We start from the raw sequence: 13,065 nt of genomic DNA, 5'->3' as shown, positions 1-13,065 counted from the left end.
GGCCCGGAGCCCGGCCGGGGCCGGGGCCGGAAGCGAGCCCGGGGGCCGGGGCGGGCGGTCGCGGTGGGGACGCGGTGCCCACGCGCACCCGGTGCGCACCCTCGCCGTGGGGACGGCGGGATGGGCCCCCGCCCCGGGCTCCGCCGCGTCGGACCGGCGCCCGGGAGCACCGCGCCAACCGGCCGACCGGGCCGGAGCACGCGGCACGGCGGCGCGCGCCGGCGCCCGTGCGATCCACCCGGCCGCCCGGCCACCCGCCTCAGCCGTAGGTGTCGCCCGGCCCCCGGCTGCCCGGGGCGCGCAACGGGCCGTAGCCCCGGCGCGGCGCCCCCGGGCCGAGGACCTTGATCAGCCGTACCGTCCCCTGACCCAGGTCCTCGTTGAGCCGGGCCACCAGCCGGGGCGCCAGCAGCCGCAACTGGGTCGCCCACACCGTGGAGTCGCACTGCACGGTGAGCACCCGCTCCTCCGGGTCCTCGTCGTACCGCAGCGGTACGCAGTGCTTGGCCAGGTCCTCACCGACGATCTGCGGCCAGCGGCCCATCACGCCGCCGACCGCGGCCGGTGTCTCCCAGCCGCGCTCGGTGATCAGCCGGTTGATCGCCGCACCCAGCGGCAGCGGGTCGCGCCCGTCCGCGCGGGCACCGGACCGCAGGCCGCCGCCGCGCCTGGCCTGCTTCTTTAGCTGGGTCGCGGCACCGCGCGCCCGGGCCTGTTCCTTCGCGGCGCGCAGCGCGACCCGCGCGAGGTCGACGCCCGAGGGCTCGGGAACCGGTCCGGGACCCGTCGAGTCGGTCACAGCCGCTCCACCGTCCCCTCCGACACCGCGTACCGCACACCCGCCAGCACTCCCGGTACGTCGTCGTCCACCGCCGCCGTCACCAGGACCTGCTCCCCGGGGGCCACCAGTTCGGCCAGCCGCTCCCGTCGCCGCGCGTCCAGCTCGGCGAAGACGTCGTCGAGCACGAGCACCGGCTCATTGCCCTCCGAGCGGAGCAGGTCGTAGGAGGCCAACCGCAGCGCCAGCGCGTACGACCAGGACTCGCCGTGACTGGCGTACCCCTTCGCCGGCAGCTCGCCGAGCTTCAGCACCAGTTCGTCCCGGTGCGGCCCGACGAGCGTGACGCCCCGCTCGATCTCCTGCTTGCGCGCGTCGGCGAGCGCGGCGATGAGCTGCTCGTACAGTTCCTCGCGAGTGGTGCCGGAGCCGGCGGCGGAGCCCCGGTACTCCAGCGCGACCGGGCCGCCGCCGGGCGCGAGTTGTTCGTACGCCTTGTCCGTCAACGGCTGGAGCGTGGCGATCAGGTCCAGCCGCTGCGCCAGCAGCTCCGCGCCCACCCGCGCCAGGTGCTGGTCCCACACGTCCAGCGTGGACAGGTCCATCGACCGGCCGCCGTGGCGGCGGGCCATGGCGGCCGACTTCAGCAGGGTGTTGCGCTGCCGCAGCACCCGGTCGTAGTCCGAGCGCACCCCCGCCATCCTCGGCGAGCGCGCGGTGATCAGCTCGTCCAGGAAGCGCCGGCGCTCGCCCGGATCGCCCTTGACCAGTGCCAGGTCCTCCGGCGCGAACAGCACCGTCCGCACGATGCCCAGCACATCCCGGGGCCTGACCTGCGAGGACCTGTTGATCCGGGCTCGGTTCGCGCGCCCCGGGTTGAGCTCCAGCTCGACCAGCTGTGAGCGCTCGCCCTGGGTGACGGCGGCCCGGATGACGGCCCGCTCGGCGCCCATCCGCACCAGCGGAGCGTCCGAGGAGACCCGGTGGCTGCCGAGCGTGGCCAGATAGCCGACGGCTTCCACGAGGTTGGTCTTGCCCTGCCCGTTGGGCCCGACGAACACGCCGACGCCCGGACCGAGCGGGACCTCGACCCGGGCGTACGAGCGGAAGTCGGCCAGCGACAGATGCGTGACATGCATGGTGTGCGCCGACCTTCCCCCGGCATGCCGTGCGCCGGAGCGCACAGCCTGTGGATCTACTTCTTGGACTCGACCGCGTGGCCACCGAACTGGTTGCGCAGCGCGGCGATCATCTTCATCTGCGGGGAGTCGTCCTGGCGCGAGGCGAACCGGGCGAACAGCGACGCGGTGATCGCCGGGAGCGGTACGGCGTTGTCGATGGCGGCCTCCACGGTCCACCGGCCCTCGCCGGAGTCCTGGGCGTAACCGCGCAGCTTCTCCAGGTGCTCGTCCTCGTCCAGCGCGTTGACCGCCAGGTCGAGCAGCCAGGAGCGGATGACCGTGCCCTCCTGCCAGGAGCGGAAGACCTCGCGCACGTCGGTGACGGAGTCGACCTTCTCCAGCAGCTCCCAGCCCTCGGCGTAGGCCTGCATCATGGCGTACTCGATGCCGTTGTGGACCATCTTGGCGAAGTGGCCGGCACCGACCTTGCCCGCGTGCACGGAGCCGAACTCGCCCTCGGGCTTGAGCGCGTCGAAGATCGGCTGGACCTTCGCGACGTTCTCGGCGTCGCCGCCGTACATCAGCGCGTAGCCGTTCTCCAGGCCCCACACACCGCCGGAGACTCCGCAGTCCACGAACCCGATGCCCTTGCCGCTGAGCTCGGCGGCGTGCTTCTCGTCGTCCGTCCAGCGGGAGTTGCCGCCGTCGACGACCACGTCACCGGGGGAGAGCAGCTGGGCCAGCTCGTCGATCGTGGACTGGGTCGCGGCTCCGGCCGGAACCATGACCCACACGACCCGCGGACCCTTCAGCTTGCCCACCAGCTCCTCAAGGCTGTTGACGTCGGCGAGGTCGGGGTTGCGGTCGTACCCGATGACGGTGTGACCAGCGCGGCGGATGCGCTCGCGCATGTTGCCGCCCATCTTGCCGAGGCCGACGAGACCGAGCTCCATCAGAGATTCCTCAATCGTTGTGTGCGAGTTGGTACCCGCGTCCGAGCCTACGCCCGGACGCCCGTGCACACCTGTGGGGTCAGCCGCTCAGCCGTACCGGCATGATCAGGTACTTGTACGCCTCGTCCGCCTCGGCGTCGACCGCCGGCCTGCCGCTCAACAGCGCGGGCTTGGTCGAGGTGGTGAAGGACAGCTGGGCGACCGGCGAGTCGATCGCGCTCAGGCCGTCCAGCAGGAAGGTCGGGTTGAAGGCGATCGAGATGTCGTCGCCCTCCAGGTTCGCCTCGACCCGCTCCACAGCCTGTGCGTCGTCGCTGGAGCCGGCCTCCAGGATCAGCACGCCCTGCTCGAAGGTCAGCCGGACCGGGGTGTTGCGCTCGGCCACCAGCGCCACACGCTTGACCGCCTCGACGAACGGCGCGGTCTCGATCACCGCGACCGAGTTGAACTCGGTGGGGAAGAGCGTCCGGTACTTGGGCAGGTCGCCTTCGAGGAGCCGGGTGGTGGTGCGCCGGCCCGCGCCCTCGAAACCGATCAGGCCCTCACCGGCGCCGGAGCTCGACAGGGCAAGCGTGACCGTGTCGCCACTGGTCAGCGACTTGGCGGTGTCCAGCAGCGTCTTGGCGGGCACCAGGGCGACGGCCGAGGCGTCCGGGGACTCCGGCTTCCACAGGAACTCGCGGACCGCGAAGCGGTACCGGTCGGTGGAGGCCAGGGTGACCGTGTCGCCCTCGATCTCGATGCGCACGCCGGTGAGGACGGGCAGCGTGTCGTCGCGGCCGGCCGCGATGGCGACCTGGGCGGCGGCGGAGGCGAAGACCTCTCCCGGGACGGTGCCGGTCGCGGTGGGCATCTGCGGCAGCGCCGGGTACTCCTCCACCGGCAGGGTGTGGAGGGTGAAGCGGGAGGAGCCGCAGACCACGGTCGCCCGTACACCGTCTGTGGAGATCTCCACCGGCCGGTTGGGCAGGGCGCGGCAGATGTCGGCGAGGAGCCGGCCGGAGACCAGGACCGTGCCGTCCTCCTCGACCTCCGCCTCGACCGAGACCCGCGCGGAGACCTCGTAGTCGAAGCTGGAGAAGCTCAGCGCGCCGTCCTCGGCCTTCAGAAGAAGACCCGCGAGTACGGGCGCGGGCGGACGGGCCGGGAGGCTGCGGGCCACCCAGGCCACTGCCTCCGCGAGTACATCGCGCTCCACCCGGATCTTCACCGGAACCGCCTCCTGCTGTTGCTGGCTCGCCCTGCTGGCCTTCCTCTTCCGGCACCGGACCCCGCCGAGGCAGGGAGTCGATGCCGGGAACCAGTCTGACGTACGCCGCCGACACTCGGTGCGGCTCAGGGTCAAGTCGGGCGGGGCGGTGCCGGGCGCTCCGGACGCGAGTTGTGCACAGGCCCCGCTTCGAAGCGGATTCCCCGGTAACTCTTAGTGGGAGTAGTAGTAGGGCCTGTGGAAACCGTGGATAACGTCATCCACGCAGGTCACACCCACTTTTTTGTCCACCGTGCCTGTGGGCGGCACCCGTGGACAACTACCGCTGTCTGTGGACGCGCGAAAGTTCTGCACAGCCGATGCACAGCCCACAGGCACTTCTCCCCAGTCCTGTCCCCAGCTTTACCCAGCTTCCCCACAGCCCAACCGAGCACCTTGGTGTGACGGCTTTCACTCGGCGCGGTGAGGCCGGGTGTTTCGTTGCCGAACAGTGGACAGCGGTGTGGAGAAGCTGTGGACCGGGCGGCGCCGCCTGTGGGCCGACGGTGGACAACCTTGATCACCGCCTGTGGACGAACAAGTTGTCCACAGCCTGTGGAGCACCGTCGGCCACAATTCCACAAGCCCCTGACCTGGCCGGACGAGCTGGAGGGCGGCGACGCTGTGGACAGGGTCTGGACAACTCCTCGCTCCCCAGGCTGTGGATCGCCGAACTCCCCGGTTCCTGTGGAGAACGGCGTGTCCCATCAGCCAATTCGAACAGGCACGGCCGCGCGGCGGGCGGGAACCGGGGAGGGGCGGGGCCGGAGCAGCGGCCGCCGAGCCCCCGGCCGGGCGCTCAAGGAGCCGGCCGACGGCGAAGGGCGCCTCCGGAACCCCGTCCGGGACGCCCTTCGCGTATCGGCCCCGCGCGGTCGCCCGCGCCCGTGTCAGCCGTTCTTGATGCGGTTGGTGAGCTCGGTGACCTGGTTGTAGATCGAGCGGCGCTCCGCCATCAGCGCCCGGATCTTGCGGTCCGCGTGCATCACCGTCGTATGGTCCCGGCCACCGAACTGCGCGCCGATCTTCGGCAGTGACAGGTCGGTCAGCTCACGGCACAGGTACATGGCGATCTGGCGGGCGGTCACCAGCACCCGGCTGCGCGAGGAGCCGCACAGGTCCTCCACCGTCAGCCCGAAGTAGTCGGCGGTGGCCGCCATGATGGCGCTCGCGGTGATCTCCGGGGCCGCGTCCTCACCGCCCGGGATCAGATCCTTGAGGACGATCTCGGTGAGGCCCAGGTCGACCGGCTGCCGGTTGAGCGAGGCGAACGCCGTCACCCGGATCAGCGCGCCCTCCAGCTCGCGGATGTTGCGCGAGATGCGGGAGGCGATGAACTCCAGGACCTCCGGCGGGGCGTTGAGCTGCTCCTGCACCGCCTTCTTGCGGAGGATGGCGATACGCGTCTCCAGCTCGGGCGGCTGGACGTCGGTGGTCAGGCCCCACTCGAAGCGGTTGCGCAGCCGGTCCTCCAGCGTCATCAGCTGCTTGGGCGGCCGGTCCGAGGACAGCACGATCTGCTTGTTGGCGTTGTGGAGCGTGTTGAAGGTGTGGAAGAACTCCTCCTGCGTCGACTCCTTGCTCGCCAGGAACTGGATGTCGTCGACCAGCAGGATGTCCACGTCGCGGTACCGCTTGCGGAAGGTGTCGCCCTTGCCGTCACGGATCGAGTTGATGAACTCGTTGGTGAACTCCTCCGAGCTCACGTACCGCACCCGGGTGCCGGGGTACAGGCTGCGCGCGTAGTGGCCGATGGCGTGCAGCAGGTGGGTCTTGCCGAGACCCGACTCCCCGTAGATGAAGAGCGGGTTGTACGCCTTGGCCGGTGCCTCGGCGACCGCGACGGCGGCCGCGTGCGCGAACCGGTTGGACGACCCGATGACGAAGGTGTCGAAGAGGTACTTGGGGTTCAGCCGGGCGTGCGGCTCGCCGGGGCCGCCGGCTCCGCCACCGGTTCCGCCGCCTGTCCCGGTGCCGTTCCCGCCGCCCGTGCCGCCCCCGCCCGGGCCGGGGCCACCGCCGGGACGGCCGGGGCGGTGCGGGCCCTGCGGGTCGGAGAGGTCGTGGCGGTCGGGGCGCTGCTGCTCGTACGGGGCGTGCTGGCGGTGGTCGGGCCCCTGGGGCCCGCGGTAGTCGTGGTGCGGCTGCTGCGGGCGGGGGCCCGCGTACGGGTCGCGGTCCTGGAACCCGCCGAGGCGCGGCTGCTGCCAGGACAGGTCCTCCTGGTTGCGCGGCCAGGCGCCGGGCTCGGGACGCTGCTGCTGGTAGTCGGGGTACGCGGGGCGCGCGGTCGGCAGCCCGTCGTCGGGCACGGCCCGGTGCCCGTAGCCGCCGTCGTCGTAGCGCGGCTGCTGCTGGGCGGGCGGGTCGCCGGCCGAGTCGTCGACGGTGATCGCGATCCGGATGGGGCGGCCGCACTCCCGGCTGAGCGTCTCGCTGATCAGCGGGGCGAGCCGGCCCTCCAGGACCCGCTTGCCCCACTCATTGGGTACGGCGAGGAGTGCCGTGTCCGCCACCAGGGCCAGCGGCTGGCACCGCTCGATCCACTGTTTGTCCTTCGGCTCGATGCCCTGCTGGCCCTCCCCCAGGAGCTGCTCGAGCACTCGTGGCCACACTGCGGCAAGATCAGCAGGTACGTCAGCCACAAGGCACGCTCTCTCACAGGTCCCACGAATGTGTGCTTCTTGGGACGGGATGGAAGGACAGGCAGGAAACGAATCGGAGTTCAGCCACGGTAGTCGCGGCGGCTCACGTGGTTCAAGTTGTTGTCCACAGCCTGTGCATAGTGGGGTGCCGGCGCACACCCCGCCGGGCCCCGGGCAGGGGGCCGGTTTGACCGGATGGCGTAGCCGTGCGTACCGTAACCAGGTCGAGTTGTCGATGGCTGCTGCCGCCTGCCTCCGATGGGCAAAGATCACGATCAGTGATTGTGAAGCGGTGCACTCGGGCGTATTGCGAGCTACTCGTGGGCGCACGGTGACAGCCAGGCGATGTCCCGCCACCACACGAATCATTTCTGGAGCCCCCGAGTGAGCAAGCGCACCTTCCAGCCGAACAACCGTCGTCGCGCGAAGACCCACGGTTTCCGCCTGCGCATGCGTACCCGTGCCGGTCGCGCCATCCTGGCGAACCGTCGCAGCAAGGGTCGCGCCAACCTGTCCGCCTGATCCTCAACAGGTCATGACGTGCTGCCTACCGAGAATCGGCTGAGGCGGCGCGAGGACTTCGCGACCGCGGTACGCCGAGGACGCCGGGCCGGCCGCCCGCTCCTCGTCGTCCACCTACGAAGCGGTGCAACGGACCCGCACGCGCCAGGGGAGAGCGCTCCCCCGACGCGTGCGGGTTTCGTCGTCAGCAAGGCCGTGGGCGGTGCGGTCGTCCGCAACCAGGTGAAGCGCAGGCTGCGGCACCTGGTGCGCGACCGGCTGCCCTCGCTGCCCCCCGGTAGCCTTGTTGTCGTACGGGCGCTGCCCGGAGCAGGCGACGCCGACCATGCACAGCTGGCCCGAGACCTGGACGCCGCCCTTCAGCGGTTGCTGGGAGGGGGCGCGCGATGAAGTACCCGCTGCTGGCTCTGATCAAGCTGTACCAGTGGACGATCAGCCCACTGCTCGGGCCCGTCTGCCGGTACTACCCGTCGTGTTCCCACTACGGATTCACGGCCATCGACCGGCACGGCGCGGTGAAGGGCACGGCTCTTACCGCCTGGCGCATCCTGCGGTGCAACCCGTGGTCGCCCGGCGGCGTGGACCACGTCCCGCCGCGCAAACGGCCTCGCTGGCACGAGCTGCTGCGTGACGCGCTGCGCGGCGGCAAGGGCGGGCACTCCGCCGAGACGAGCCCGGCCGCTGAGACCTCGCCCAATGCTCAAGGAGCCTGATTAGTGGACACGATTGCCAGTCTGTTCAGCTTCATCACCACACCTGTCTCGTGGATCATCGTCCAGTTCCACAAGCTGTACGGGGCCCTGTTCGGCCCGGACACGGGCTGGGCCTGGGGTCTCTCCATCGTGTCCCTGGTGATCTTGATCCGGATCTGCCTGATCCCGCTCTTCGTGAAGCAGATCAAGTCGACCCGGAACATGCAGGCGCTCCAGCCGAAGATGAAGGCGATCCAGGAGCGCTACAAGAACGACAAGCAGCGTCAGTCCGAAGAGATGATGAAGCTGTACAAGGAGACGGGCACCAACCCGCTCTCCTCGTGCCTCCCCATCCTGGCGCAGTCACCGTTCTTCTTCGCCCTGTACCACGTGCTTTCGAAGATCGCCTCGAACGACACCATCGGCGTGATCAATGAGCCGCTCCTGGCGAGCGCCCAGAAGGCACACATCTTCGGCGCTCCGCTCGCCGCCAAGTTCATGGACGAGCCGGGCAAGGTCCAGGCCCTCCACGCCTCGCTGACCGATGTGCGCATCGTCACGGCGGTCATGATCATCCTGATGTCGCTGTCGCAGTTCTACACACAGCGCCAGCTGATGCAGAAGAACGTCGACCTGTCGGTGAAGACGCCGTACATGCAGCAGCAGAAGATGCTCATGTACATCTTCCCGGTCATCTTCGCGGTGATGGGCATCAACTTCCCCGTGGGTGTTCTCGTCTACTGGCTGACCACCAACGTGTGGACCATGGGCCAGCAGATGTACGTGATCAACCAGAACCCGACCCCGGGCAGCAAGGCTCAGGACCACTACCTGCAGCGTCTGCTGAAGAGCGTGTCCTCCCACGGCCAGGTGCGCGGTCGCCGCCGGCGCGGTGTCGTGCAGGCGATCGTGGCGAAGGGCCCCGACCGCAACGACAACGAGCGCCGCTTCATCACGGCCCTGGCGAAGGCCGGCTTCACCGCTCAGGCCGACGGCACCGTGGCGAAGGTCGACCCGGCCGTCGCCGAGGCCGAGGCCAGCGCCGCGGCCCGCCGTCAGCAGCCCAAGCGGCAGCCCAAGGCCAAGCGTCAGGCCGGTGGCAGCCAGCAGGCGCCGGCCAAGACCTCCCTGGAGAAGACCGACGAACCGCGGGGTGGCGAGCCCGAGCAGTCCGGCAGGCCGGCCCCCGGCACCGCGCGTCAGCCCAAGTCCGGTCAGCGCAAGGGCCCGCAGCGGCCCAAGCACCCGTCGTCCAAGAAGTAAGAAGGAGTCCATCCGTGACGGAAGGCACCACCTCCGCCGCCGAGGGTGTCGACACCCTGACCCGCCTTGAGCAGGAGGGCGAGATCGCGGCCGACTACCTCGAGGGCCTGCTCGACATCGCCGACCTCGACGGTGACATCGACATGGACGTCGAGGCGGACCGCGCCGCTGTCTCGATCGTCAGCGATTCCGACAGCCGTGACCTGCAGAAGCTCGTCGGCCGTGACGGCGAGGTGCTGGAGGCGCTCCAGGAGCTGACCCGTCTCGCGGTGCACCGGGAGACCGGTGACCGCTGCCGGCTCATGCTCGACATCGCCGGTTTCCGCGCCCAGAAGCGCACCGAGCTCGCCCAGCTGGGCGCCAAGGCCGCGGACGAGGTCAAGAGCACCGGTGAACCCGTGCAGCTCGAACCGATGACCCCGTTCGAGCGCAAGGTCGTGCACGACGCGGTCGCGGCGGCCGGTCTGCGCAGTGAGTCCGAGGGCGAGGAGCCGCAGCGCTTCGTCGTCGTGCTCCCTGCCTGACCCCTTCGTCGTGTCGGCCCCGTCTGCTCGCAGGCGGGGCCGATCTTGTCAGCCTGATAGTCACTGATTCTCATCACCCAGCGCGGCAATGCGGTACGGAAGGACGGTTCCCGTGACGGAGGCAGAAGAGCTTCCTCTTGCGCCTGAAGCAGCGCGGACGGTTTTCGGCGAGTTCTTCCCGGAGGCAGTCCGGTACGCGGAACTGCTCGCGGACGCGGGAGTCAAGCGGGGCCTGATCGGTCCCCGCGAGGTGCCGCGGCTGTGGGAGCGCCACCTGCTGAACTGCGCGGTGCTCTCCGAGGTCGTGCCCGAGGGCGTCACGGTCTGCGACGTGGGCTCCGGAGCGGGACTGCCCGGCATCCCGCTGGCGCTGGTACGCCCGGACCTGAAGATCACCCTGCTCGAGCCGCTGCTGCGCCGTACGAACTTCCTCCAGGAGGTCGTCGAACTGCTGGGGCTGGATCATGTGACCGTGGTCCGGGGCCGGGCGGAGGAAGTGATGGGCAAGCTTCCCCCGGTGCATGTCGTCACCGCGCGTGCCGTGGCGCCGCTGGACCGGCTGGCCGGCTGGGGCGTGCCGCTGCTGCGGCCCTACGGCGAGATGCTCGCGCTCAAGGGTGACACCGCCGAGGAGGAGCTGCAGGGGGCCCGGGCGGCGCTCAGCAAGCTGGGAGTGGTGGGCACCTCGGTGCTGCACGTCGGTGAGGGCGTCGTCGAGCCGATGTCGACCGTCGTACGGGTGGAGGTCGGCGAGAGCCCCGGTGGTGTCAGGTTCGCCGCCAAGCGGGCCAAGGCGGCGCGGAGCTCCCGCCGCCGTTGAGTCGGCCTTGTTCCCATGACCTTCGCCCGGTCCGTCCGGACAGACCGATTGCTCGTGGGTTGATCCTCATACGTACGCAATTCGGAGTGTCGTGAGGTTCCGGCTCCTGCGGCGCGTGCATCGTGTTTCACGTGAAACGTCGCTCACTGCTGCACGGAATCATCAGCCGCGGTCGCGCGGCTGCCACGCCGCGCGACCGTACGGCCCCCGTGCGGGCTACCGAGTTGTCCACAGAGGTGGATTCCTCCACAGAACCAGGGACCTCGCTGGTTCACGACCCCGCTGGCATGGCAGGCTCTCATCATCGCGAGCCCGAAGCCGAGGAGAGTGAATCCTTGCGGTCCAACGCCAACATCGCGGGACCGATGACCGATCCGGTCCCCGGTCCCCGCACCGAATCGGCGGGGGAGGATGTTTCACGTGAAACACCGCCTCCGATGGACGACACCCCCATCGGCCGTTCTGCCCAGATGGCGGCAGAGGCTTTGGGCCGGGCCGGTGAGGGACTTCCCCGGCCCGAGCAGACCCGCGTCATGGTGGTCGCCAACCAGAAGGGCGGCGTCGGCAAGACGACCACCACGGTCAACCTCGCCGCTTCCCTCGCACTGCACGGCGCCCGGGTCCTGGTGGTCGATCTCGACCCCCAGGGCAACGCCTCCACGGCGCTCGGCATCGACCACCACGCCGAGGTTCCCTCGATCTATGACGTCCTGGTGGACAGCAGGCCCCTCTCGGAGGTCGTCCAGCCCGTCGTGGACGTCGAGGGCCTGTTCTGCGCCCCGGCCACCATCGATCTCGCCGGTGCGGAGATCGAGCTGGTGTCGCTGGTGGCCCGGGAGAGCCGGTTGCAGCGGGCGATCCAGGCATACGAGCAACCGCTGGACTACATCCTCATCGACTGCCCGCCCTCGCTCGGTCTGCTGACCGTCAACGCGCTGGTCGCCGGTGCCGAGGTCCTCATCCCCATCCAGTGCGAGTACTACGCGCTGGAGGGTTTGGGGCAGCTCCTGCGGAACGTCGACCTGGTGCGGGCCCACCTCAACCCCGGGCTGCATGTGTCGACCATCCTGCTCACCATGTACGACGGCCGGACCCGGCTCGCCTCGCAGGTGGCCGACGAGGTACGCAGCCACTTCGGTGACGAGGTACTGCGGACCAGCATCCCGCGCTCCGTCCGTATCTCGGAGGCGCCGAGCTACGGGCAGACGGTGCTCACCTACGATCCGGGATCCAGTGGCTCCCTGTCCTACCTCGAGGCGGCCCGTGAGATCGCCCTGCGCGGCGCCGGCGTGCACTACGACGCCCAGCAGGCCCACCTGGGCGGCGCCCCCACCGGGACGGCGCCGGTGGACGACCAGAACGACCAGCACACCAAGCACAGCATGTCGGAGGGGATCCAGTGAGCGAGCGACGTAGGGGACTGGGGCGTGGGCTCGGTGCACTGATCCCGGCCGCTCCGCAGGAGAGGCCGGTGCCTTCGGTGGGAGTGGGCTCCACCTCCCCGGGGGCCATCCCGACGCTGACGGCGGAGCGGGGCGTGGCCGCCGCCAAGGTGGCGACGCTGCCCCAGGCTCCGCCGGCCACGGAGGCGGAGCAGCAGGCGCCGGAAACCGAGCCGGTGGCCGAGGCCGACGCGCCGGCCGGGGCGCACTTCGCCGAACTGCCCCTGGACGTCATCACGCCCAATCCCCGGCAGCCACGCGAGGTGTTCGACGAGGACGCGCTGGCCGAGCTGGTCACCTCCATCAAGGAGGTGGGACTGCTCCAGCCCGTCGTGGTCCGTCAGCTGGGTCCTGAGCGGTATGAGCTCATCATGGGTGAGCGCCGCTGGCGGGCCTGTCGTGAGGCGGGACTGGAGCGGATTCCGGCCATCGTCCGCGCCACGGAGGACGAGCAGCTGCTCCTGGACGCGCTGCTGGAGAACCTGCACCGGGCGCAGCTGAACCCGCTGGAGGAGGCCGCGGCCTACGACCAGCTGCTGAAGGACTTCAACTGCACGCACGACCAGTTGGCGGACCGGATCGGCCGCTCACGGCCGCAGGTGTCGAACACGCTGCGCCTGCTGCGGCTGTCGCCGCCCGTACAGCGCAGAGTGGCCGCCGGTGTGCTCTCTGCCGGACATGCCCGGGCCCTGCTGTCGGTGGACGACCCCGAGACCCAGGACACTCTGGCGCGTCGCATCGTGGCCGAAGGGCTCTCCGTCCGTGCGGTCGAGGAGATCGTGACGCTGCTGGGCTCCGAGCCCAGCAGCACCCCGAGGGCGAGGGGGCCGCGCGCCGGAGCCCGGGTGACGCCGGCACTCAGCGATCTCGCCTCCCGGCTCTCCGACCGGTTCGAGACGCGGGTGAAGGTCGATCTCGGACAGAAGAAGGGAAAGATCGTCGTGGAGTTCGCCTCGGTGGAGGATCTTGACCGGATCCTCGGCACCCTGGCTCCCGGCGAGGGACGGGTCCTGCGGAAGCTCCTCTCCGAGCAGGACGCCCAGGACCGGGACTGAC

At 70.1% G+C, this 13,065-nt stretch carries 13 protein-coding genes; 8 read left to right on the top strand and 5 right to left on the bottom strand.

Going from position 1 to position 13,065, the window contains the following annotated elements:
• Positions 1-259 precede the first annotated feature (259 nt).
• The 5 genes from AB0H53_RS04190 to dnaA all read right to left on the bottom strand — a co-directional run bounded on the left by AB0H53_RS04190 (position 260) and on the right by dnaA (position 6,746).
• On the bottom strand, positions 260-799 hold the full coding sequence (locus AB0H53_RS04190; protein ID WP_362106842.1) for a DciA family protein: 540 nt from the start codon (positions 797-799) through the stop codon (positions 260-262).
• Positions 796-1,917 carry a DNA replication/repair protein RecF gene (gene recF, locus AB0H53_RS04185; RefSeq protein WP_362106839.1) on the bottom strand — a complete coding sequence of 374 codons (1,122 nt, stop codon included), beginning with the start codon at positions 1,915-1,917 and terminating at the stop codon, positions 796-798. Before recF ends, AB0H53_RS04190 begins: the two co-directional genes overlap by 4 nt.
• 56 nt (positions 1,918-1,973) lie before the next feature.
• The gene (gene gnd, locus AB0H53_RS04180) at positions 1,974-2,852 is read right to left on the bottom strand and encodes a phosphogluconate dehydrogenase (NAD(+)-dependent, decarboxylating) (protein ID WP_362106836.1); all 879 of its coding nucleotides are present in this window, start codon (positions 2,850-2,852) and stop codon (positions 1,974-1,976) included.
• A gap of 79 nt (positions 2,853-2,931) precedes the next feature.
• The gene (gene dnaN / locus AB0H53_RS04175) at positions 2,932-4,062 is read right to left on the bottom strand and encodes a DNA polymerase III subunit beta (protein ID WP_362106833.1); all 1,131 of its coding nucleotides are present in this window, start codon (positions 4,060-4,062) and stop codon (positions 2,932-2,934) included.
• Positions 4,063-4,991: 929 nt separating this feature from the next.
• Positions 4,992-6,746, bottom strand: a complete 1,755-nt coding sequence (dnaA, locus tag AB0H53_RS04170) for a chromosomal replication initiator protein DnaA (protein WP_362106830.1) — start codon at positions 6,744-6,746, stop codon at positions 4,992-4,994.
• 384 nt (positions 6,747-7,130) lie between these two features.
• Here dnaA and rpmH point away from each other — a divergent pair, with 384 nt between their 5' ends.
• From rpmH to AB0H53_RS04130, 8 genes are all read left to right on the top strand, one after another.
• Entirely contained in the window at positions 7,131-7,268 is a 138-nt protein-coding gene (gene rpmH, locus AB0H53_RS04165) for a 50S ribosomal protein L34 (RefSeq protein WP_018846094.1), read from the top strand.
• Positions 7,269-7,286: 18 nt separating this feature from the next.
• A complete protein-coding gene (rnpA, locus tag AB0H53_RS04160; protein ID WP_362106826.1) occupies positions 7,287-7,658 on the top strand; it encodes a ribonuclease P protein component in 372 nt (123 codons plus the stop codon).
• On the top strand, positions 7,655-7,981 hold the full coding sequence (yidD, locus tag AB0H53_RS04155; protein WP_356735222.1) for a membrane protein insertion efficiency factor YidD: 327 nt from the start codon (positions 7,655-7,657) through the stop codon (positions 7,979-7,981). Before rnpA ends, yidD begins: the two co-directional genes overlap by 4 nt.
• Positions 7,982-7,984: 3 nt before the next feature.
• Positions 7,985-9,223 (top strand): membrane protein insertase YidC, encoded by a 1,239-nt coding sequence (gene yidC, locus AB0H53_RS04150; RefSeq protein WP_362106823.1) that lies wholly within the window; start codon positions 7,985-7,987, stop codon positions 9,221-9,223.
• A 14-nt stretch (positions 9,224-9,237) separates the two neighbouring features.
• Positions 9,238-9,747, top strand: coding sequence for a R3H domain-containing nucleic acid-binding protein (locus tag AB0H53_RS04145; protein ID WP_362106820.1), 510 nt, complete (start codon positions 9,238-9,240; stop codon positions 9,745-9,747).
• A 112-nt stretch (positions 9,748-9,859) separates the two neighbouring features.
• Positions 9,860-10,567: a 16S rRNA (guanine(527)-N(7))-methyltransferase RsmG gene (gene rsmG / locus AB0H53_RS04140; RefSeq protein ID WP_362106818.1), complete on the top strand. Its 708-nt coding sequence runs from the start codon at positions 9,860-9,862 to the stop codon at positions 10,565-10,567.
• Positions 10,568-10,854: 287 nt separating this feature from the next.
• On the top strand, positions 10,855-11,970 hold the full coding sequence (locus tag AB0H53_RS04135) for a ParA family protein (protein WP_362106815.1): 1,116 nt from the start codon (positions 10,855-10,857) through the stop codon (positions 11,968-11,970).
• Positions 11,967-13,064, top strand: a complete 1,098-nt coding sequence (locus AB0H53_RS04130) for a ParB/RepB/Spo0J family partition protein (RefSeq protein WP_362106812.1) — start codon at positions 11,967-11,969, stop codon at positions 13,062-13,064. The genes AB0H53_RS04135 and AB0H53_RS04130 overlap by 4 nt, the downstream gene beginning before the upstream one ends.
• Position 13,065 lies beyond the last annotated feature (1 nt).

The sequence above is a fragment of the Streptomyces sp. NPDC050856 genome (assembly GCF_040653855.1).
Taxonomy (GTDB): domain Bacteria; phylum Actinomycetota; class Actinomycetes; order Streptomycetales; family Streptomycetaceae; genus Streptomyces.
This window is presented reverse-complemented; position numbering and strand designations above follow the sequence as displayed.